At 40.9% G+C, this 23,247-nt stretch carries 19 protein-coding genes; 9 read left to right on the top strand and 10 right to left on the bottom strand.

Annotated features, from left to right (window positions below; all coding sequences use genetic code 11):
- Positions 1–138: 138 nt before the first annotated feature.
- The 4 genes from NPE20_RS24545 to NPE20_RS24560 form a co-directional block, all read right to left on the bottom strand.
- Positions 139–3,000 (bottom strand): DUF8487 domain-containing protein, encoded by a 2,862-nt coding sequence (locus tag NPE20_RS24545; RefSeq protein ID WP_256541353.1) that lies wholly within the window; start codon positions 2,998–3,000, stop codon positions 139–141.
- A gap of 158 nt (positions 3,001–3,158) precedes the next feature.
- Positions 3,159–4,676, bottom strand: a complete 1,518-nt coding sequence (locus NPE20_RS24550; RefSeq protein ID WP_256541354.1) for a RagB/SusD family nutrient uptake outer membrane protein — start codon at positions 4,674–4,676, stop codon at positions 3,159–3,161.
- A gap of 28 nt (positions 4,677–4,704) precedes the next feature.
- Positions 4,705–8,010, bottom strand: a complete 3,306-nt coding sequence (locus NPE20_RS24555) for a TonB-dependent receptor (protein ID WP_256541355.1) — start codon at positions 8,008–8,010, stop codon at positions 4,705–4,707.
- A gap of 212 nt (positions 8,011–8,222) precedes the next feature.
- A complete protein-coding gene (locus NPE20_RS24560) occupies positions 8,223–9,365 on the bottom strand; it encodes a FecR family protein (RefSeq protein WP_256541356.1) in 1,143 nt (380 codons plus the stop codon).
- A gap of 155 nt (positions 9,366–9,520) precedes the next feature.
- Here NPE20_RS24560 and NPE20_RS24565 point away from each other — a divergent pair, with 155 nt between their 5' ends.
- The 4 genes from NPE20_RS24565 to NPE20_RS24580 all read left to right on the top strand — a co-directional run bounded on the left by NPE20_RS24565 (position 9,521) and on the right by NPE20_RS24580 (position 13,259).
- A complete protein-coding gene (locus NPE20_RS24565) occupies positions 9,521–10,108 on the top strand; it encodes an RNA polymerase sigma factor (protein ID WP_256541357.1) in 588 nt (195 codons plus the stop codon).
- A gap of 124 nt (positions 10,109–10,232) precedes the next feature.
- On the top strand, positions 10,233–10,808 hold the full coding sequence (locus tag NPE20_RS24570) for a Crp/Fnr family transcriptional regulator (RefSeq protein ID WP_256541358.1): 576 nt from the start codon (positions 10,233–10,235) through the stop codon (positions 10,806–10,808).
- 62 nt (positions 10,809–10,870) lie between these two features.
- The gene (locus NPE20_RS24575; RefSeq protein WP_256541359.1) at positions 10,871–11,893 is read left to right on the top strand and encodes an NAD-dependent epimerase/dehydratase family protein; all 1,023 of its coding nucleotides are present in this window, start codon (positions 10,871–10,873) and stop codon (positions 11,891–11,893) included.
- A gap of 325 nt (positions 11,894–12,218) precedes the next feature.
- Positions 12,219–13,259, top strand: a complete 1,041-nt coding sequence (locus NPE20_RS24580) for an acetylserotonin O-methyltransferase (protein WP_256541360.1) — start codon at positions 12,219–12,221, stop codon at positions 13,257–13,259.
- Positions 13,260–13,356: 97 nt separating this feature from the next.
- On the opposite strand, the gene NPE20_RS24585 is transcribed toward NPE20_RS24580, so the two are convergent.
- The 4 genes from NPE20_RS24585 to NPE20_RS24600 all read right to left on the bottom strand — a co-directional run bounded on the left by NPE20_RS24585 (position 13,357) and on the right by NPE20_RS24600 (position 17,923).
- Positions 13,357–14,898: an FAD-binding protein gene (locus NPE20_RS24585; RefSeq protein WP_256541361.1), complete on the bottom strand. Its 1,542-nt coding sequence runs from the start codon at positions 14,896–14,898 to the stop codon at positions 13,357–13,359.
- 10 nt (positions 14,899–14,908) lie between these two features.
- Positions 14,909–15,259: a Bor family protein gene (locus NPE20_RS24590; protein ID WP_256541362.1), complete on the bottom strand. Its 351-nt coding sequence runs from the start codon at positions 15,257–15,259 to the stop codon at positions 14,909–14,911.
- Positions 15,260–15,707: 448 nt separating this feature from the next.
- Positions 15,708–17,222 (bottom strand): alpha/beta fold hydrolase, encoded by a 1,515-nt coding sequence (locus NPE20_RS24595; RefSeq protein WP_256541363.1) that lies wholly within the window; start codon positions 17,220–17,222, stop codon positions 15,708–15,710.
- 266 nt (positions 17,223–17,488) lie between these two features.
- Positions 17,489–17,923 (bottom strand): hypothetical protein, encoded by a 435-nt coding sequence (locus tag NPE20_RS24600; RefSeq protein ID WP_256541364.1) that lies wholly within the window; start codon positions 17,921–17,923, stop codon positions 17,489–17,491.
- 193 nt (positions 17,924–18,116) lie between these two features.
- Between NPE20_RS24600 and aqpZ the strand changes: the two genes are divergently transcribed.
- Positions 18,117–18,824 (top strand): aquaporin Z, encoded by a 708-nt coding sequence (gene aqpZ, locus NPE20_RS24605; RefSeq protein ID WP_256541365.1) that lies wholly within the window; start codon positions 18,117–18,119, stop codon positions 18,822–18,824.
- A 56-nt stretch (positions 18,825–18,880) separates the two neighbouring features.
- Here aqpZ and NPE20_RS24610 read toward each other — a convergent pair whose 3' ends face one another.
- Positions 18,881–19,483, bottom strand: coding sequence for an FMN-dependent NADH-azoreductase (locus tag NPE20_RS24610; protein WP_256541366.1), 603 nt, complete (start codon positions 19,481–19,483; stop codon positions 18,881–18,883).
- A 112-nt stretch (positions 19,484–19,595) separates the two neighbouring features.
- Between NPE20_RS24610 and NPE20_RS24615 the strand changes: the two genes are divergently transcribed.
- From NPE20_RS24615 to NPE20_RS24630, 4 genes are all read left to right on the top strand, one after another.
- On the top strand, positions 19,596–19,952 hold the full coding sequence (locus NPE20_RS24615) for a winged helix-turn-helix transcriptional regulator (RefSeq protein ID WP_256541367.1): 357 nt from the start codon (positions 19,596–19,598) through the stop codon (positions 19,950–19,952).
- Positions 19,953–20,002: 50 nt separating this feature from the next.
- Positions 20,003–20,395 (top strand): hypothetical protein, encoded by a 393-nt coding sequence (locus tag NPE20_RS24620; RefSeq protein WP_256541368.1) that lies wholly within the window; start codon positions 20,003–20,005, stop codon positions 20,393–20,395.
- Positions 20,396–20,454: 59 nt separating this feature from the next.
- Positions 20,455–21,888 carry a glucoamylase family protein gene (locus NPE20_RS24625; RefSeq protein ID WP_256541369.1) on the top strand — a complete coding sequence of 478 codons (1,434 nt, stop codon included), beginning with the start codon at positions 20,455–20,457 and terminating at the stop codon, positions 21,886–21,888.
- Positions 21,889–21,949: 61 nt separating this feature from the next.
- Positions 21,950–22,561, top strand: coding sequence for a DUF1349 domain-containing protein (locus tag NPE20_RS24630; RefSeq protein ID WP_256541370.1), 612 nt, complete (start codon positions 21,950–21,952; stop codon positions 22,559–22,561).
- Between the two features lie 154 nt (positions 22,562–22,715).
- Here the strand turns inward: NPE20_RS24630 and NPE20_RS24635 are convergent, their stop codons facing one another.
- Positions 22,716–23,210, bottom strand: coding sequence for a GyrI-like domain-containing protein (locus tag NPE20_RS24635; RefSeq protein ID WP_256541371.1), 495 nt, complete (start codon positions 23,208–23,210; stop codon positions 22,716–22,718).
- Between the last annotated feature and the right edge of the window lie 37 nt (positions 23,211–23,247).

A 23,247-nucleotide genomic window follows, 5' to 3' on the forward strand; every position in this document is an offset into this window, starting at 1 on the left:
AGTCTTATAGTCTAAGGAACACTTCACTGGAAAGATGCGATAAACCAGCATCTTTCCAGTGAAGTGTTTAATGTAAACCCTAATAAGCGTCAGGAGCCCGTTTAAGCGAAATAAAAATTAATTATGCTAGCAGCGCGCTTATTTATACAAAGAAGTTATTTTTTCAAGATTTACCTCAACCGCCGGGGAAAAGCTATCTGTGTTCATATAACTTTTTAAGCTGTAAAGTAGTTGTCGGGCTTCGGGGCGTTTTTCCTGATCAGTAAGCAAATCTATTCCCGAAACAATCAGCCTGCCTTTCCCTACTTTGCATTCAAATATCAATCCGAGCGGCCTTGCCGTAACCCAATCATCAATAACCCGTACAATTGGTTTTATAGTGGCTGAAACCTCGGTAAGTATAATGGCATTGGAATGTGTTATACCATCCCACCATTGCCAGTTACTATATGCCTGGGTAGGAAATTCTTTTAGAGCCGGGTTTTTAGGATCACACAATATGCCAAGGGTAACCGGAGGCTGGGATTTAGTCCATGCGGTGTTCCAGAATATACTTGAAAACCCTATGGCAATATCGCCGCCCTTGTTGGGTTTAAGTGTCCCTTTTTTAAGCGTTAATAAAACCTTACCGCCATTGGCAAGCGTTTCAATAGCTTTTTGATCAAGTGTTTGAGATATAACGGTTTGTTGTTCAATAGCCGGCAATATCTCAGGATACACAAACACATCCCAGGAGTTTTGATAATTGGCCACATAAACGGTGATCTTAAGCTTTGATGGTTCTTTAACACCGGCCAGTGCCACATTAATATCCCCCAGCTTTATGCCATTGCTGGGTTGAATGCTGGTTTTGTTAAGCTTACCCTGAAATAGAATATCCCCTTTTTCATTTTTAATATCCCATGAGGGCGCAACATCTTTTAATGTTGCGGCGCCAAACTGGGCTATCTCTATAGGTGCAGATAAGGTTTCGTTATTCAGATAAATCATTTTTGGCAGCCTGATAAGTGGCACCACAGCATTACAAAATTCGCTGTATTCTTTACTTGTAACATATCCTTTATCCTTCCAGAACGGGTTAAGAACCCCAACCAGCGCAGTGCCTTGCCCGGGGAAATCATACAAACCTAATAACTGAAAACCACCAAAGCCTGGGGTACGTAAAGCTGCTTCAATATCGGCTTTATAACATAATACCTGCAATTTACCTGAGGCTTGCAAAAAGTCTTCGGACAATGCGCCCATGCCATTTTTTTCAAGCTGATCTTTAAATATCTCGAAGTTTTTAGCTTTCAGAACCCCATCATACTGGCTTATCTCCTTAAAATCGGGATAAACACACCATTGACCTATCTCGTGACTTACCGTAGGGTGCTTATATTTTTTGATTATATCCGCCCAATCATAATCTGAACGGGGTGCCTCATTATTGATAATACTTTTTAGCCCCTGGCCCCATTGCTGTATTCTGGGTAAAGGGGTGCTGTTAAAATTACTTTCGTTACGTATGGGCCAGCCTGCTCCGGTTGTATATAGCCTTCGCTGATCACGGGCTTTCCAATAGGTAACAAAATCTGACAGGTATTTAACCATATTTTTACCGGCCGGCTCATTGCCATATGCCATCATGCAAAAAGACGGGTGATTGCCATAGGCCTTTACAATACTCCTGCTTTCGTTATAAATGTACTCGTCCAGGGCCTTACCATCGCCTATAGTGGCTCCCTGGTTTGCCCATGATGAACACTCAATTTGAAGGTAAAAACCAAGATTATCGGCTGCTTCAAATGCAGCATCAGGCGGGCACCAGGAATGAAAACGAAGGTGATTCAGTCCGTATGACCTGCATATTTTAAAAATCCGGGTCCATGATTCCAGATCAGTGGGAGGGTAACCTGTTTTAGGAAACTCGGCACATTCTAACGACCCCCTCAAAAATGTGGGCTGGCCATTAATAGTAAATTGTGTGCCATTGGTCAAAAACTCCCTCATACCAAAAGTTACTATACTTTGGTCAACCCCGGCTTGTTTTGACGAAAGCTTCACCAGCATTTGGTAAGTATCCGGTGTAAATTCGCTCCATAACAATGGATGATCACCCATGGGATAAACTACTTCTACCACGGTGTTTTTTGTAACACGCCGGGTAACATACTTGGGTTTTAATTTTGCAGTACCGGGTTTATTTGATAAAGCCAATAAGTTTAAACTTACATCACCTGCCTTACCTGTTATATTGCGAATTGATACACGTGCGGTTACCTGTTTGGCTTTTATATTAGGATATAGCTGTATATCATTGATATATATGGCGGGTTTTGCATTTAACGATAAACGCCCAACCATACCATTCCAGTTACTTTGCGTATGGTCTGAGATACTATGCGAGTTTTGCCCAACATTAAAACTCTTTACCCGGTTATCAATAAGTACTGTAATTTGATGGCGGCCGGGCTTTAACCCCGAAAGCTCAAAAACATGAGCCGTAGCCAGGCTATTTTGCATACCAACCGGTTTGCCATCAACCCAAACGGTTGTTTCCCAATGGCTTCTTTCAATATAAAGTTCTATGTATTTACCCTGCCAGGCCTTAGGCACATCAATGGACTTTTGATACCATGCCGCACCCTTGTAATATTTATCGGGCTGAAGCCAAAAGGGCACCTTAACATTACCGGGTACCCTGTATTTTGCATACGCGGGATTATGAAACCAGGTCGAATCTTCAATACTTCCGGTCCAGGGCGTACTTACTGTAATATTGTTTCCCTTGCCGTTGGTAGTCATAGAGCCGGGTAGTGTTACCTTCTCTTTTAATTGGCGGTTATACCATTGTTGTTTAATTCCCTGGTCAAGTGAGTCGACCTGGAAAAACCAGCTTCCCGAAAGATCAATATGATAATCGCCTTTTGAACCCGTAGTTAAGGACTGGGCCGATGCATGAAAGATAAATGCAAATACCATGACAACAATGCACAGCAATGAAATTAGTTTTTTCATATTAAATGGGTTATGCACACGTTAGCCTATCGCCCCTTTTATACATTTAGAGCCAAGACAAAGTTTAAGGTGTGTGAATATTTTGCATTATAACACCCGGATACCTTGTTTAAAAGTATCCAGGTGTTTATACTGTAATGAGTAAAAAGCAAACGGTATTACCAGTTAGGGTTTTGCGTTATTAAATGATTTGAGTTGATTTCGTTTTGAGGAATAGGGAAATAATCATACTTGCCCTCAACATAAAATTGCTTTCCAATCTTATCACTATTAGCGATCTCCTGTTTAAGCTTGCCCCATCTTTTCAGATCATAAAATCGTTGATTTTCTCTGGCAAATTCAATCATTCGCTGATGCATGATCTCGGTCATCATTTGATCAGACGTATAACCGTTGGGCAACTTAGCAAGTTTTGCGCGATCCCTTATTTGTGTTACGTAAGGGTAGGCCTCAGTTACTTTTCCTTGCATAGTTAAGGCCTCAGCAAGCATCAATAGTACATCTGCATAACGCAGTGCTCTTTCATTATTGCTTGATGCATAGTTAGATGCCCCGCTTGATCCGGTAAGTTCATTGACCTGATCATAGTTCTGGTATTTTTTGAACATGGAATGATACCCGAACACCAGCGCAAAACTGCTAAATGGTTTCTTGTAAAAAGTAGCGCTGGGGTAATCCCAAATCAAAGTTGCATACATTCTGGGATCAAAGTCATTGGTGGTGGTTTTTTCCTTTTGAAACTCATTAAATAGTTTATCGGTAGGGCTAACTTCAAACCATCCGCTTACTTCAGATGGTGCAAACTCCTGTGCTGTAGTAACTCCTAAAGCCTGATTTGCATTTTCACCAGCCCAGGGATTAGTTCCGCCAACATCTGCCAGCTGAATTTCAAAAACCGATTCCTGGTTGTTCTTTTTGGCAGCGATAAAATTATCACCATAATCAGGCATCAGTTGGTATGACATAGTTGTTACCTGTTTTAACGTGGTTTCGGCATTAGCCCAGGCTTTGGTGTAAACATATGCCTTACCCAGATAGGCCAAAGCCGCACCTTTAGTTGCCCTGCCTATCCATTGGGATGGGTAGGAAGCCGGCAGATCGGCGCTAGCCGCGGTCAAATCTGAAATTACCTGTTTCCAAACATCAGCCTCTGGAGATTTGGCTGTAAAATATTCCTGAGTAGTTGCCGGAACAGTAACGATCAAAGGAACATCTCCAAAGTTTATGGCCAAAATAAAATAGTTTAAGCCTCTTAAGAACATTGCTTCGGCTATATAAGCTTTTTTAGCCGCGGCATCCATAGGTACTTTGTCAATATTGGCTAATATCTGGTTAGCTCTGAAAATAGCCCTGTATGATGTATTCCACAGGTCATTGGCAGGCCCGTTATCGGGTGTATTGGTAAAGGTTGATAGTTTGTACAGGTCGGCCACATCGTTCCTGATAAAAAAGTCATCACCACGGCCATTCCCCAGCTCAATACCTCTTACACCATAAAAACCACCGTTTACATCTCTTAACAGCCCGTAGGTAGCAGCAAAGGCGCTTTGCACATCGGTTTCGGTTTTCCAGAAAGTTTGCGTAGTTATTTGATTGGGATTTTGTAGTTCTAATGTGCTTTTTTTACAGCTGCAAACTATAGCAGCTATACAAAATATGATTATTAAATTTTTCATAATTTAAATTTTAATAGCGCTTTGTTAATTACAATGATAATTGAATACCAAGTGAAATAGTTCTGGCCAGTGGATAAGCCACGTGTCCAAAATCAACACCACGGTTAAGAATACTCAGTTCGCTAGTCGTTGTTCTGCCTAAATCCGGGTTAAAACCAGTATAGTTTGTTATTGTAAAAAGGTTATCGGCACTTGCATAAACACGTAAAGATGTTATCCTCATTTTTTTTGCCAGTGCATTAGTTAAAGTGTACCCAATTTGCAAGGTCTTCATCCTTAAATAAGAGCCACTTTCCAGAAAACGGGTAGATGTACGGTTATTAAAATTTGGATCGCTGGTAACCGCTCTTGGCACATTAGAGTGATTATCAGGTGTCCAGGCGTTAAGCATTGTTTTGGAGTAATTAAAATCAAGGTTTGTGCTTTCCAGATCCTGCCTTAAACCATTGTAGATCTTATTACCCTGAGAACCCTGAAAAAACATATTGATATCAAAGTTATATATGGATGCATTTATGCCAAAGCCATACTCAAAATTGGGGAATGGACTGCCCGCGTTTACTTTATCATTATCGTTTATCTGTCCATCGTTATTGGTATCCTGGAATTTAACATCGCCGGGAGCGGCATTTGGCTGTATAAGCTTGCCATCTTTAGCATAGGCATCAACTTCGGCCTGTGAATTAAATATGCCAATATCCTTTATCAGGTAAAAAGAGCCGATAGAACCACCGGCTTCGGTTAGGGTACTTGAAGCTCCGTGGTGGGTAGGCTGACCTCCAAAAATTTGCTGTGAGCCCGTACCAAGCGCTATTACTTTATTTTTCACAACACTTATTGTACCAAAAACGCCGTACTTTAATTTACCTATATGATCATTAAAATTAACACCAACCTCAATACCTTTATTACGCAGATCGCCTGCATTCACTACCGGATTTGATATGGCTCCGGCCGAACCTGGTATAGGAACCCTCAACAACAGATCAGAGGTGTTTTTAATAAAATAATCGGCGGTTAAATTCAGTTTGTCGTTAAAAAAACCTACATCCACACCAATATTTGAAGTTTTAGTACTTTCCCATTTAATGTTGGGAGAAGCAAACGCTGTTTGGATGGCTCCGAACCATTTTTGCTGATCGGTACCAATAACATAATTTATATTTGAGGCGATGGCGGCGCTATACAGATAATCAGGAATTTCCTGGTTGCCTAAAACACCATAACTTACCCTTAATTTTAAAGTTGAAACTGTATTTTTTAAAGACTCATAAAATCGTTCATTTGAAATATTCCAACCCAACGCGATAGAGGGATAATCCCCATAACGATTAGTCCCGGCAAACCTTGACGAGCCATCATGCCTGAAACTGGCAGTTACCAGATATCGGTTATCGTATGAATAAATAGCCCTTCCAAATACCGATACTAAATTACTCTCAAGTCTGTTGCCACCAGTGGTAGATATACCGGCACCTGCATCTATCTGGTCAATTCCATCGGGCAGGTCTGTTCGACCTGCAGCGGTGTAGTTAAATTTAGTGCTTTGATACGCATAACCAGCTAATGCCTGTAAACTATGTTTACCAAAGTGCTTATCATAGTTTAATGTATTTTCTAAGAGAAGCAGTACCGTTTGATCTTTCCTTAAACTAATATCATTAGTTGGATGGGAGAACAGAGTACCTACAGTATATCTTTTAGAATAATCATAATCACTGCCAAAACTATTGGTGTAACCCAGGTTAAGCTTATAATTTAAACCGGGCAAAAGGTTTACTTGGGCATAAGCATTGGCCAGTATACTGGTAAACTCTCGGTTAATATTTTCCAGATTTAACTGGGCTACCGGGTTGGCAACATTAACCACAGGGCCATAAGCCCCTGCAAAACCACCTAAAGCAGTAGGATCATAAATTTGAAATGCCGGGATCATTTTTGCTGCTGAGCCTACCGGGTTGCCCCCCTGACCACCCCAGCCACCCGGCATGGTGATAAATTTTTCTCTTGACAACAATACGGTTTCGCCAAACTTCAATCGCCCTTTTGTCGTTTCTGTTTTTACACGTAAGTTATAACGCTTATAACCGGTTACATCCACAATTCCCTGCTGATCATTATACCCTCCAGAAACACTGTATTTAGTAAAATCGCCACCTCCGCTTATGAGCATATTATACTGTTGAACAGGAGCTGTTCTGTATATGGCATCCTGCCAATTGGTACCCACACCTAAAGTTTGCGGATTTTTGGCAATATCAAGCCGTGGTAAGCCTGCATTATCATGAGCCGCGTTACTAACATTCGCCCATTCCTGTGCATTTAAAACTTCAATCTCCTTAGCTATTTTTTGCTTACCATAATTTGCGGTAAACTGTACTACAGGTGCCCCATTCTTGCCAGCTTTAGTGGTAACCAATACCACACCGTTTGCCGCCCTTGAACCGTATATAGCCGCGGCAGATGCATCCTTTAATACATCAATAGATTCAATATCAACCTGGTTCAGATAGTTGATACTGGCCGTTGGCACACCATCAACAATATATAATGGATCTCCTTTTCCTAATGTACCAACGCCCCTGATCATAATCCGGGTTCCGGCTCCCGGATCACCACCGGCAGACTCTATGGTAACCCCAGGCATTTTACCCTGCAATGATCTTGTAATATCACTTACACCCTGGGCCTTTATATCAGAACCTTTAACCGAAGCGGTAGCACCTGTAAGGTCTGATCTTCGCACCGTTCCATAGCCAATAACCACAACCTCATTTAAAGCCGTTTGAGCTTCCTTTAGCACCACATTAATTTCTGTACGGGCATTAATAGGGACCTCCAGTTTGGTGAACCCCAAAAAAGTAAATTCCAAGGTTGCCGTGGCATCATCAACAGTTAACGCGTATTTGCCGTTTACATCAGTTACCATCCCTACGTTAGTTCCCTTTACCTTTACGCTTACTCCCGGCAGTGGCGCTCCCTTTTCATCAGTTACCGTTCCGCTTACCTTTATCGCCTGTTTCTGTTCACCTTCGTCGGTGTTTTTTTTGCGCAGGATAACGTTGTTTTTATTAATAGTGTATGTAATGGGCTGATCTGCAAAACATTTTTCAAGCACCTGTAATAAAGGCTCATTACTAACCGAAAGATTTACATGCTTACTTTCGCTAAGCATTTCTGTTTTGTACAGGAAATGATAACCTGTTTGTTTCCTTATCCTATCCATAGCTTCTTTGAGTGAAGCATCTTTTAAGTTTAAGCTCACAGTTTGAGCATAAGATGAGGCACTCACCTGTATAACAGTGGTAATTAATAAAATTAGCACGAGTTTCATCACCCTAAGGATTTTAAATGTCACGCAGGAAGTCTTCCCGCATGGAAATGCAATATTATCTTTATACATTTGAAAAAAGGTTTAATTAAATTGGTTGTAGAAACAATTGATAGTTACCCTTTTAGCTGCTTTAAAAAGCAGATTTGACAACCGGGAGCGCTGCAATCGCTCCTGGTTTATTTTGGTAACTTACTTTAATAGGTAATGTAAGTTTATGGCATAACGGTGATCCTCCTTCCATCCAGTTTAAAATGCACAGTTCCGGTTAATTCCAATGATTTTAGAACTTCATTTACGCTATCAAAGCGCGACACTGTGCCGCCGAAGTCGTTTTCATCAACCTTTCCGTAATACACCACCTCCACATCATACCATCGCGAAATCTTTTTCATGATGCACTGAATATTTTCGTTATTGAACACAAAATAGCCGTTTTTCCAGGCCACAGCGTCGTCAGTATTAATGCTTTGAATATTGATGTGCTGTTGCTGGCCTAATGTTGCCTGCTCCCCGGGTTTTAGTAGTGCTTTGTTGTTGGCCGTGGTTAATTTCACCGAACCTTCAAGCAGCGTGGTTTTTATAGCGTCATCATCCTGATAGGCACTTACATTAAAATGTGTCCCTAAAACCTCAATGTTTAACTTGCCTGTAGATACCCTAAAAGGCATATTCTTATTTTTTGCCACTTCAAAATAAGCCTCGCCAACCAACTCAACGTTTCTTTCCTTCCCTGTAAAAATTGCCGGAAATTTCAATGAAGACGCCGCATTTAGCCATACCTTTGTTCCGTCTGATAAAACCAACTGGTATTGTCCGCCCCGCGGCGTGGTTAAGATATTATTTAGCGCCACACCCTTGTCTCCGTTAGCAGAATTCGCATCGTAAACCAGCTTCCCATTACCCGCCTTATCCACCAACACTCCACCTTGTTTCGAAAGAAGCCCGCTCCTGGCAGCATTCAGATCAATGTTTGAACCATCGGCCAGAGTTAATGTAGCCTTATTAAAGCCCGGCAAAACCGGCCTTCCACTGCTTTGTGTAGTTTTTGCCAGTTTATCAAATTTTGGATGACTTTTTTGCTCAAACATCCACAAAAAGCCTATGGCAAAAACAACTGAAGCAGCGGCTGCGATCCAGTATTCTCTAAACTTTTTTGCAGCTCTATTCTGTATTTTTTCATTCAAATTGTGCAATATTGCTCGTTTAACCTCTTGCTTATCACCCATTTCTGCATCCCAAGGCAAATTTTTCAATTGAAAATTGTCACGGTATTCTTCCAAAAAAGCCACCTCTTCCGGCGTGCAATCGCCCGACATGAATTTTTCATACAAATCGATGAAATCTTGTTGCGTCATGAATGTTATAACTGGTTATTATAGAAGAGACTTTTTAGGCGCCGGACACACATAAAATTTAAAAAAAAATTTATGGGTATCCATTTTTCAATATTAATTGTTAAAAACACATTTTATTTAAATTATAATTCCGTTATATTTACTTAACCAATTATATGCTGAACCAATACCCCGACTCTGACTTGTGGGAGGCAATATTGCATGATAATACTAAAGCTTTTGAAACGCTCTTTGAGCGTTACTGGAGTGATGTATACAGCACTGCTTTCTCTTATTTAAAGGACAAAGATGCCTGTTCAGAGATCGTGCAGGATATCTTTATAAATATCTGGCAAAAAAGGTACGAGTTTAAAATAAACTGTTTTAAAAATTATTTAACCTCAGCAGCCAGGTTCCATGTTTATAAGCACCTGAGATCAAAAAAGACATCAGCGATTCTCTACGTTGAAAATTATGATAGCATTAAAATACAATCACCCTCTATTAACCACGCCGATGCGAATATGGCATACCTGGAGTTGGAACAGTCTGTTGAAACATCGTTACATCATTTACCTAAACGTTGCCGGGAAATATTCATATTAAGCAGGATGAATAATTTAACCAATGATGAAATAGCGCAACAGTTGGGAATATCAAAACGCACCGTTGAAAATCAACTAACCCATGCGCTAAGATTTCTGAGAGCGCTATTAAAGTACTCGGCCCTGTTGACACTCATAATCACAAAATCAATTAATTAGTAACGGCAATGCTCGTTAAAAGAGAACTCAGGCAGGCAGTTAGGATGGGAGAGATTACTTTAAAGCTCTTAGACGGAAATCTAAGGGCTTTTTTATTCCTATTGTTTATTGATAATTTCGTGGCATGCACAAGCACTTGCTAAATATAATATCTCAGAAGGGATTGCTAACAGAAGCCGATAGTGATTTGTGCAAAGCATATTTTGAGCCGGTATTGTTACCTAAAAACAGAATTGTTGAACAAGCCGGATACATACCCCAATACTTGTATTTTGTTGTAAAAGGCTTTATGCGCATTTTTCATTACAATGAAAGTGGTGACGAAGTAACCACTCATATTAATTGCCCCCCGGGCTTTTTAACTTCTTATGTTCATTTTATCAATGAAACAAAAGCTGATGAAAATGTAGAGTGCATTACGGAATGTGAACTACTTAGAATCACAAAATCTAATTTAGACCAACTAACCAGCAAAAGCGCAGCATTTAAAGATTTCAGCATTGAAGTGTTTCAACTTTCTATAGCTTACAACGAGAACCGTTCAAAAGAGCTTGCTACATTAACAGCAGAGCAGCGATATAAAAAGCTTATTGAAAATTACCCGGCTATTATCCATCATGTACCTGTGCAATACATCGCATCCTTTTTGGGCATGAAACCTGAAAGTTTGAGCCGTATACGCAAACGGATGCTTTCCTAACATTTGTCAAGTGGATTAACTTTTATAGTTGGCAGATTTGAACCATTAATTATTAACAATAAATGGAAAATCAACAATTATCATTGGTTAACGGTGCAAATGGGCACCTTGGCAACAATTTAGTACGGCTACTTATTAGTAAAGGCATCCGGGTACGTGCATCAGTAAGGAACATTAGTAATAAAAAACCTTTTGAAGGTTTGGATTGTGAAGTGGTTCAATCAGATATTACTGATAAGCAATCATTAGTAAGGGCACTGCAAGGTGTAGAGACCTTTTATGCAGTAGGCGCTGCGTTTAAACTTTGGGCCAGGGATCCCCAAAAAGAAATTTATGATGTAAATATCCTGGGCACCAGGAACATGATAGAAGCCGCCGCCGAGGCCGGAGTTAAAAGAATTGTATACGTGAGTTCAATAGCCGCGTTAAATTATTCCACCATCCCGTCTAAGGAATTTTACGGTTATAACCAAGATCGCAGGGATGTATATTATAACTCAAAAAATGACGGCGAACAACTGGCCTTTAAACTTGCAAAAGAACTTGATATAGAGTTGATAGCTGTATTGCCGGCGGCTATGATAGGAGGTGAAGCTTTTGCACCACTAAATGTATCGTACAATATTCTCAAGTTAATTCTGCAAAAAGAAATTCCGGTAGAAACTAATATAGCACTTAACTGGGTAGATGTAAAAGATGTTGCTGAAGGTTGTTATTTAGCGGCAACTAAAGGGATCAACGGAGAAAGATATATCCTGGCAAATGAAAAATGTACGTCTATTAAAGAGACTACTAAAATTGCACAACAGCTTTTTCCGGAATTAAAAATCAAATTACCAGTAGCAGTACCAAAATTTATTTTATTTGTTATAGCCTGGTTAATGGAATTAGGGAGTAAAATAAATAATAAAGCGCCATTATTGAGCACTAAAGACATTGCTATGTTTTCAGGATTGCAGCAGGACTTTGATTTAACAAAGTCGAGAAAAGAATTAGGATTTAATCCCACGAATACAGACATAGTTGTAAAAGAATCAATGCATTATTTGATCAAGCATCAATTAGTGCAATTAAAGATATCTTAAAGCCTCCACACAATGCAAATCAGCCATAAAAAAGAATTCGAGCTTCATAGTCTAAAGGCCGCATTAAGGTGAAGAGTAAGAAGCATAAAATGTGCTTTGCTTTTGTTTTTAAGAATAGTATCTGAATCAAATACCGCAGTTTTTTCTTCAAATCGTAGCTACTACTCAATTCTCAGGCCTGTTGCACATATTCAGCCATTTATCAAAACTCCTTTATTTTTATATCAAATTAAATATCAGTATTTTAGATAACCTAATTTGGCCAGCCTCCGGTAGGATTTTATGAAAGGGGCACCATTTATTAAACCGATAATTAATAGCAAAAATGGAACAGCAAACTAACCAGCCATCGCCTGAAAACATTATGAAAATTGGCACAGGCTTTTGGGCCTCAAAAATTCTTTTAACTGCAGTGAGTTTTCAATTGTTCACCAAACTTGCCGAAAAGAAAACGATGAATACCAAAGAGGTCAAAGACATTTTAGGGCTCAAATGCACAGACAGGAATGTTTATGACTTTTTAGATGCTTTAGCCGTATTTGGTTTTTTAAAACGTGAAGGTATTTTGGAAACAGCTGTTTATTCAAATACCGTGGATACAGATACATTCTTAGATAAAAACAAGCCATCGTATATTGGAGGGATCCTTGAAATGATGAACAATCGTTTATATGCATTTTGGGGGAACCTGGGCGAGGGGCTGCTTACCGGGCATCCGCAAAATGAAACAAAAAGGAGCGAGGATTTTTTCGGCCTGATATACAAGGACCCTGTAAAATTAAAAGAATTTACCAATGCAATGAGCGGGATTCAAATGGGTAATTTTATGACCTTTGCTCAAAAATTTGATTTTACAAAATATAAAACGCTGATTGATGTAGGTGGTTCGGCCGGGTTGCTTTCAATAATGGTTGCAAAGCATAATCCCCATATACATTGTACAAGTTTTGACCTGCCGCCAATTGAGCCTATTGCAAACGCTACGATACAGCAATTCGGGTTATCAGATCGTGTAAAAACCGCAAGCGGCGATTTCTTCACTATGCCAATACCCAATGCAGATGTTGTTGTAATGGGCAATATTCTGCATGATTGGGACGAAGAAAATAAGATATCATTAATGAGAAAGGCTTATGCCGCAATTCCCAGTGGCGGGGCATTTGTTGCTATTGAGGGCATAATAGATGATGAAAGAAAGCAAAACGTTTTTGGTATGATGATGAGCTTGAATATGCTTATTGAAACAGGAACAGGATTTGATTACACATTTGCCGACTTTAACAGGTGGGCAAATATTGTAGGATTTAAATCAACCTCGCTTCTCCCGTTAGCAGGGCCATCAAGCGCGGCAATAGCATACAAATAAAACTGCGCTAACATTGCCGTTGGTGAAACTGATGCAGGAAAGCCTTTAGATTTAATCTAAAGGCTTTTTACTGTTCCATACATTATATCTTGTTTTTTTAATCTAATCCCCATTCTTGTAAGATAGGATTGGTAAATACTTTAATAGTATTCGCATCCAATAATTTGTTTCGCGCGGCTTTCCATGATGTGGCAGCGTCGCCGTACATGTTATTGATCCTTGTTGGAGAAAGCTCGTTAACCTTGCCCCAATGAAAGGTAAAAGGGATGTTGTTATCTTCCAGAATTTTCCAGATCTGCGAATAATACTTATGCACTTTGTCTGAATGGGCTGCGTCCAGCTCCATCACGCAGGTGTGTTTAAATTTTGTGAAACCCAGGGTGGCACCTGATTGCTTAACAAAGCGGAACGAGAAAAGCCCGGCAAAAGGGCCAAGGTCGTCATTCGCTTTCAGCATCAGATCAATAACCTCGTTCACCTTTTCTATCGGGAAGCCCACTGCCGCGCTAAGCAATTTGCCGCGCAGAGTGGTATTGTTGAAAATTTCACCTACTGTACCCAACCTTTTCACCAATTGGCCCTGGGCATCCAGGTCGCTGAGCGTTAAGCTTGCCCCCAGTATTTTATTAACCATAGTAGGCACCAGTGCCGGAATTGAATCTGTGAGTAAACCAATAAAGGAGGGCGCATCATCGCCCGGCCCAATACCGGCCTCGTTAGCCACCGCCGGGCTATAATCGGTTGTAAAGGGGCGTTTGTACATGGTTGTTACATAAGCGCCCTTATCCATGTCATAAGGGTTGATCAGCACCCCGAAATGAAAAGGGCGCTCGTTGCCACAGGGCAGGTTGGCAGTACTAAAATCCAGCGTTTGCATTATTCCCTTTAACATCTTACCCTGGTCTGAATCATCATAAGGCAAGCGCTGCATATAAGTTTCCAGCAGGAAAAGGTCATCCGTTTCTATCATCACCCCATGTATAATGCCAAAGCTCCCGAAGCTAACCAGTGCCGCATTAAACAGGTCGTCATCCAGTATATGCTCGGCCTGTATGTTTTGAACGAACGTGTCAGAAACTACAGGTGCCGAGGCCCGCTCCAGGTAAACATGCCGGTTAGCCCCCACCACAATATGAAGGCCTACCACAAATTCTGGTACGGCGCCAAAATCAAAAGCTGCGCCATGCGTACCGGTGCTTAAAGCCCCCGCTATGGTTTGCCCGTTACTTGCCCCCGAAGTTTTTAGCGATTGTTTTTTTGCCCGCAGAAAATCACCTAGTTCCTGGATACTCATGCCGCTTTGGACAAATAACAGATGCTCCGGATCGCCGGAGTAACCAGCGGCCACACTTTCAGCTGTAATATTAAAACGGGTGTTTAGCGGCTTTGTATCCAGCATTATTCCGTTTGCAACCGTCGCTATCCTGGCCCATGACCAGCCGGTACCCAGGGGGCGCAAACACGTTTGCGTGGCTATAGCTTCGGCAATCATATTTAAAAAGCCTTTAGTAGCATCGTTATAGCTGTCAAGGGCGTCCAAATCATCCTCATTGCCCAATTCATAAAGGTCTTTCATGGTTTCTGTGAAGGTATCGTGCCGGTTAGTCCAGGCAGTATTTTCTGTTTTAATGATCTTCATAACATTGGGGTTATAGGGTTCCGGTTTTAGGGCAGGGCTTACCACATTTCCATTTTAGGGTGCTGGGGTTATAAATACCCAGTGTAACGGTACTAAGCAGATAGTCTCCAAAATTTCGCCTCATATAAACCTCAGACATTCCTTGCGATCCCAACGAATCACAAACCGGGGTAGTCACCACTTTCGGGCTTTGAAGTATGCCCCAAAAAAGCGAGCTTACTCTTCGCTGCTCGTATTCGGAGCCTTCCTGTTTTTTGGTTTGAACGCGGTAAGTAACACAACTGCTGAAGGATAAAGTAACCGTCAGCAAAATCACCACCAAACGGCAGCGATAAGGAATGGGTTGAGGGGTAGGATGCATGATAGTGTGGTTTATTGGTTAATGGGGTATTGCCTGTTGGCATATGTTATCATATATCGGGGCGATAAATAGCCTTTGCCTGAAGTTGGTGATATTAAGGATCCCGGCGCATAGCATCGCCGTCTTTTTAGAAATAATGACCGTAGATATCTGCAGGAGGGCAAAGCAAGTCATTGTCAGATGGTTAAGTTAAAACAATTTAAATACTATTATTAACAATACCAAATATTTATATCTTTAATAGGTTAGTTTAGAGTTGATTAAGGAAGGATGGGGTTGGGGCATTCGTTTGAGAACTTAGGGCGCAGTCTGATTTATACTACTATGTTGCTTAATGCAACAACAGCATTTTTTATATGCTCCAAATTTTAGGATAGTTTCCCTGGAAGTTTTTTCTTTAAGTATGGTTAAGAGTTGACAGATGGTTGCGATTGTGTCCCGATAAGTTTTAATAAGCAATAATATCCGGTTTGGGTGATATTACCCTTTTATATGGATTATCCAAAAATTGCTGAACCATGCCATTCCAATCTTTGCCGCCAATTCCATGGCCCCGGTTCATGAATAAAAAGCTTTGGCCATTTGGCATATAATGGTTGATCATCCGCATATATAATGGCCTGCAATTAGGGTCCATCTCACCATCTCCCATCAATACAGGTTTTGTAGAATAATAAGGTTGTTTGGTTACAGTGTTAACCGGCGGTACTTTCCAGCAATCGCACATGCTTTTGTAAACATCATTTATATGGTATCCGTTAAGATATGGATAGCTTTTATATAGTTGTTGAATTACCGCTTCACTATGATAGGCGCTCTCGTCGGCACAGTAAACAGAGATCCTCATGCCATCCGGAGCCTGATTTTTGCGGAAAAGATTGTCTAAAAAATCTTTTACATAAGGGCTATGCCTGCCGTTTATCATTTCCGTGATAATATATGCTACATCTTTTCTTTTAGTATCGGCAGACATTGCATTCATAATTTCGGCCAGCAATTCGTTTTTAGTGTAAGCAATACGAATAGAATCTTTAGTCCCGTTTTCTAGGTATGGTAAATAAAACGTTTTGCCGGTAATGCCATTAAAATATTGCAGAAATTTTTGCTGCAGGTTGCTATACAGCAATTTATTTGTAGAATCTTGTTCTACATGCTTGAATAACATACCTAAGGCCTCATTAAAATTGGCGGGTTCATCTTCATCTATTGGCGTAAAGATGGGTAACGGAGAGTCGAGCACAAGTGATCTGACCATAGATGGATGCTTCTGCAGCACCGCAGTCATCAGTCCGCCGCTATAAGATCCGCCAAAAAGATTGATGGAATCTACCTTCAGGGTGGTCAATAAATCGTAAATATCAGAAACGGTTGCATCGGTATTATATCCTGCCAGGTCAATGCCCCGGCTTTCCAGACTTTTTTTATACCGTTTTACCCCTTCCAGTACCATGCTATCCTTATTCAGGTTTTTCCGGTAAGATTCTTTTATAGCGGCATCCAGTTCAAACGTTCTTAAATGCGGCAAAGCATATCTGGTTCCTCTTTGCTCAATTGCAATGCAATCGCGTTCTTTAATGAAATCGTTTTTAGCTGCCCCAATTGTCCAACCTAACGAGCTATTGCCGGGACCTCCAGCGGTATATAAAATCGGATCCTTCTTTTTATTGGGGTTTATGCTCTCGACTACTATAAAGGGCAACTTAATCATCCTTGAATTGCCTTTGTAACGATTTTCGGGCACGATCAGATACCCGCATTTTGTTTTAAAACTACTATCAATACCATCAAAGGGTGCAGAGAAAGCCGACTTCAAATTAGCCGGTGCCATTTTTACAAAGGTGCTATCCATCATAAACCTACAATTGCAGAGCTCTATTTTTGGAACATACTTTTTTTGCTGTGCTTTGGCTGCGATTACCAAAAAAATGATGATCGTTATTGTAAGGATGGCGTTTTTTTTCATGGTTTAAATGACGTTTGATTATTGCAAACGTTACAGTATAAGAGAGGCTTATTATAGGAGGCTTCACCGTTTAGGTGAGTCAACCAGGAAGCTCATGTTCACCAATCGCCCATAAAACTCACGTTAAATTTGAGAAGAAAATGGAGATAGCTCTCTGTACCGTAAGCAAAAAAAGCGTTGACTTTATAACTCTGGTTCCTGATAGCTCTATACTTAAACTCCCTCAACCAAAAAGCAGCGAAATCAACACGATCAAAAAGCAACGGTCAAAATTTAGCAAAGTCTTCGTCGCGGATTGTCCTAAATTCTCCGGGGCCAAACGTTTCACTATGCCGTGTAAACGTGGTGACAGTTAATGCAAACACGGTAAATATTAATGGCTTATCACCTGTCGACCGGGGTAATGTATATTGCGTAAGGGTGCTGTCGCTCAAACTATAGGTAAAATTAACCTCGCTACCCTTCAACATTGATTGCCCTGTGCCATCTGCATTGTATTTCACGAAATCATTGTCGGTATAATCCATAATTACATCTTCAGATAATATTGTGCCTTGCGAATCCATAAAAAGGCTGCGCGATTTTTTGTACTGCCATTTACCAACAATCGTAACTTTTGTAGGAGGGGGAGTGTGGTTGCTCTTTTTGCACGAACCAAAAAGCAGCCCGAATACTATAACTATCAGCAGCGTCTTTTTCATAACATACTGTATTACAAATGTCTAATGCAATATAATAATTCTGGGTTTATAATATTAACTTTAATTTGCTATTTGTGGATAACAAGTATAACCTACGTATAAGCCTGATCTTTATATTTACATAGTGCCCCGTATTAATAACAGGTATAACAATTCTCAAACTACACTTTTCACTTATTAAGTAAAACCTAAAATGGAAACAAACACATCCTCCAAATTTGCTGCCGAGTTTTTTGGCACGCTTGTTCTTGTTTTAATGGGCTGCGGCAGTGCAGTAATTGCCGGTGCAAATGGTACAACCGGGGTGGGCTTATTGGGCATTGCTTTCGCCTTTGGCCTATCTGTAGTGGCAATGGCTTATGCTATCGGGCATATTTCGGGCTGCCATATTAATCCTGCTATTTCTATAGGCATGGTTGTGGCCGGCCGTATGAAAGCAAGCGAGGCCGTAATTTATATTATAGCGCAATTATTAGGCGCGCTTGCGGGGGCAGGTATCTTATTGTTAATTGCATCGGGCAAAGATGGGTATGATATTGCTGTTAATGGTTTAGGGCAAAACGGCTATGCTGCTTCCTCCCCCGCACATTACAACTTACAGGCAGGTTTTATTGCCGAAACTGTTTTTACCTTTATATTCCTGTTCGTTATTTTCGGTTCAACATCTACAAAAAATATACATGGGGGGTTCGCGGGCATCTCTATAGGCTTAAGCCTGGTGCTGATTCATATTGTAGGGATCCCGGTTACGGGCGTATCTGTAAACCCTGCGCGCAGTATAGGCCCGGGCCTGCTGGTTGGTGGTGCAGCTATAAGCCAGTTATGGTTGTTTATTGTTGCCCCAATTTTAGGCAGTATACTATGCGCTATAGTATGGCGATATATGTTAGAGCGGAAATAACAAAATAAGAAGGGGAAAGATGTGATCGCATCTTTCCCCTTTCGTTTAAACCTATTTTAGTTTAACTGAATGCTGCTAAGGCCTTTTTCTAAAGCGGTATCCTGTATACCCGGTATAGATGTGCCCTCAACCCTGAAAACCGTAATATCTGTTAAGCCAATAAAGCCCAACATGTGTTTTAGGTAAGGTACTGCAAAATCGAAACCAGCCATTGGGCCTTCAGAAAAAATACCACCTGATGCTAATGCCAGGTAAACCTTTTTACCCGGTAGTAAGCCCTGCGGGCCATTTTCGTCGTACTTAAAAGTAACGCCCCGCCTAACAATATGGTCTATCCATGCTTTTAGAGTAGAGTGAATGTTAAAGTTGTAAATAGGCACACCAATTACAATAATATCGGCATCCTGTATTTCTGATATAGCATCTTCAGAGTGTTTAATAGCCACTAAATTTGCCGGCGTCCTGTTTTCTGCAGGAGTGTAAAAGGAAGCAATGTGGGCTTCCTCCAGGTGTGGAAATTGTTGATTTACCAAATTGGTTTCTTTTACGGTGCTGCCCGGATAAGCAGCCTGTATTTTTTCAACAACAGCGTTCCCTAATTTTATGCTCAGGGAAGCATCTCCCCTGGGGCTCGAAATAATATGAAGGATCTTTTTCATCGTTTTAAATATTTTATATGGCCAAATCTATGTACATTTGGTTATAAAATATTAGTAGTATACAAAAGGTTAGTGGTAACCTTTTTGTTAGTTTTTTGAAATTCAATTAGTTATGAGCAAATCGATCAAACATGCTTCTCAGGAATGTACTAACCGACTTACCTCAATAGGCGATGCCCTTTATGTTATTGGCGGTAAGTGGAAACTGCGGGTAATAGTTGCTTTATTGGATGGTAGCAAGCGCTTTAACGAGATACAGCGTTCGATAGATGGCATATCAGCCCGGGTGTTATCCAGCGAACTAAAAGAGCTGGAATTGAATGGTTTTGTAACCCGTGTAGTGCATACGGGGACACCTGTAGTTGTAGAATACCAGATAACCGAGTATGCCGATACTTTGGATGGAGTTTTAACCTCCCTGTCAAGCTGGGGGGCTATGCACCGCGATAAACTTAGAAGGGAAAGATAAATATACAAAAGTTTAATGAGGAATAAAAACAAGGCATATCAGCAATAACTATGAAACAGGAATACAAAATACTTTTATGGGGCTTAATAGCAATTTGTTTGTGTGATATCTTGGGAGCAATTGCTTCCCGGCAATTTAACTTTAATGCTGCTATTTTAGCCCCGGTTTCATTTATTATTTATATTGCCTTTGGTTTTGCAGGCACTCAAAGAAAAAGATTAACCACCGGCTTATTAATTTCTGCGGGCATAGGGCTTTTTGACTCTACCATCGGCTGGAAAATTTCAATGCTTTTAAAAGCCAATACAGGGAATCTTAAAAATAATCCAACTATCCCGGTTTGGATAAGCACCGCAATATTTGTTACCATACTTGCCAGCCTATGCGGCCTTTTTGGTGGTGGCTTGGCAATGCTTGTGAAAAAATATAGTAAAGCCACTTAAAGGTTAACCTAACGTATAAAGCGCTATATTGGGTCAACCTTAAAGCATCACCACTAATTATGAAAAGAAAGGTTACTCTCACCATTGTTGGTTTATTGTTAGGTTTATGTGCCTTTTCTCAAACCAGAAAAAGGTCACAAGCTAAACCTGCCGAGCTTGCTTCAATTGCCCCGGTTGGCATTATCAAAAACATCAGCGATTCGGCCCTGCTTGATATTGTGCAGCGCCAAACATTCAGATATTTCTGGCATTTTGCCCACCCGGTTAGCGGCCTTGCACGCGAAAGGGACAACACCGTTAAGGGCGAGTATTATTGGGATTATATAAACGAAGCATACGATGAGCCGAACCTAAGCAAAGGCACCTTTGGCCCCGAAGCCTGTGCGATAGGTGGAACGGGTATGGGCATCCTGGCAACAGTTGTTGCAACAAACCGCGGTTGGATAGGCAGGGATACCGCTTTAAAACGCCTCATACAAATTGTAGATTTCTTAATAAAGGCCGACTGCTACCATGGCATCTATCCGCATTTTATGAATGGCGCCACAGGTAAAACTATTGCTTTTGACAGGTTAGATGATGGCGCCGATATTGTAGAAACATCGTACCTGATGATGGGCCTTTTGGGCGCCAAAGAGTATTTTAACGGAAATACAAAAGCCGAAAAATATTTTCAGAAACGAGTACAGCAAATGTGGGATGCAGCTAACTGGAACTGGCACAGTAAAGAAGATAACAAGCACTTGTACTGGCACTGGAGCCCAAGCAACGATTTTGATATGAACTTTCCGGTTGGCGGGTACGACGAAGCTTTAATCACTTATATTGTTTCGGCATCATCACCAAGGCACCCCATATCAAAAGAGCTTTACGAAAATAGCTGGGTTAAATCTGATAGCTGGAAAAATGGTAAAACCTATTACGGTCACGAGTTGCCTTTGGGGAATTTTGACAAGGGCGGGCCACTGTTTTTTGAACAATATACCTATATGGGTATCGACCCTAACGGACTAACAGATGATCATGGGATTGATTACGCCGTACAAACAAAAAATCACACCTTGATAAACCGTGCCTATTGCATCGAGAACCCTAAAAAGTATAAAGGTTACGGTGAGAATTGCTGGGGATTAACAGCCGGTGACAGCTATAAAGGTTATGTTGCCCATTGCCCCGAAGTTGATTATGGTGTGATACAGCCTACAGCGGCGCTCTCGTCATTTCCTTATACCCCGAAGTATTCTATGCAGGCCCTTAAACATTTTTATTATGACCTGGGCGATAAAATCTGGGGGCCGTATGGTTTTGCCGATGGCTTTAGCGAATCGCATAACTGGTATGCCAAAACACATTTGGCAATAGATCAGGGGCCTATTGTAGTGATGATAGAGAACTATCGCAGCGGGCTTATATGGAAACTATTGATGAACAACCCGGATATCCGCAACGGCTTAAAACGCCTGGGCTTTAAAAGTAAATGGATAAAGGAATAAGTTTTTAGAAAAAACCATTTCCCTAATTTTCTGTAGTATTGCCACTCAACATCGCACCTCTATGAAAAAATATTTTATAGCCCTGTCTTTTATATTAATAACCTGCGCGGTATCGGCACAAAATAACAAAGCAATGAAATGGCTTAACGAACCAAAGAAATGGGAAGGCAACGCCCAAAAACTGACCATGACGGTTGACCCGGGTACAGATTATTGGCGCATAACCCATTATGGTTTTATTCGTGATTCGGGGCCGTTTTATTTCGAGGAAGCGGAGGGGAACTTTGAGGCATCGGTAAAAATAACCGGGAACTACCAGGAACTTTTTCACCAGGCCGGTTTAATGGTGCGGATAGATAACAAGAACTGGATAAAAACCGGGATTGAATATGTAGATGGCGTGCAAAATGTAAGCGCTGTAGTAACACGCGAAGTGTCGGATTGGTCGGTAGTGCCGCGCACGGATAGCCCCAGATCTATCTGGCTTAAATTGCTGCGTAAAGGTGATTATGTAGAGATCCGCTATTCTTTCGACAACAAAGATTTTAAAATGCTGCGGCTGGCTTATTTCCCGCCAAATGTAAAGGCCGAAATAGGTATAGTGGCTGCTGCACCGGGCAAATTAAACTTCCCGGTTGTGTTTGAAGATTTTGTGGTAAAGAAGGTAGAATAGAGATAGTAAAACGATAAAAAAGAAAGCCTTCGGCATTATGCCGAAGGCTTTCTTTTTTACATAGCAATGAGCCGGCAAGTAAACTGGAATAATTAGAAGTTGGATGATTTTAGCAGGTAACCGGCATTTGGGGCAAAAAGGGTTACAATAGCTTTTAGAGTGGTTGTTTTAGCCTGATGGGCACCCAAATTTCTTCTTCAGATTCCGGGTCATCATTTTTATACTTCTCACCCAATATTTCAAAATGCGGGCGGTTATCTACTTCGTAAGCAGATGCGGGTAGCCAGGTATTAAAAATGTAGTTAAATGTTGGCCCAAAAGCAGCCGGGGTGCCTTTGTATAAGAATACGGCATACATGCCACCTTGTAATGTAAAGATTTCCATATCATCCGGTACTAAGTTAAAATCAGTAACCTCAACGGCAGCCCATTTTTGATGGACTGTGTTTAGAGTGAAATCTTTAAAATTAAGCGATGTGTTATAAACCTGCATGCAAATTACATCGGCATTCACTTTGTTTTTTATTTGATGGCGGCTAGGCATAAAGCTTTGAAATAGCGCGCGGGTCTTGTTATCGGCCAAACTCATTTGTATTTTTTTGCCCATTAACTTTTTTGCTCGTATGGTTTCTATCTTTGGTTGTAGCATAGCTTATTATGATTGCAAATATACTTTCTACCTTTGC

This window comes from Mucilaginibacter aquariorum, assembly GCF_024498135.1.
Lineage (GTDB): Bacteria > Bacteroidota > Bacteroidia > Sphingobacteriales > Sphingobacteriaceae > Mucilaginibacter > Mucilaginibacter aquariorum.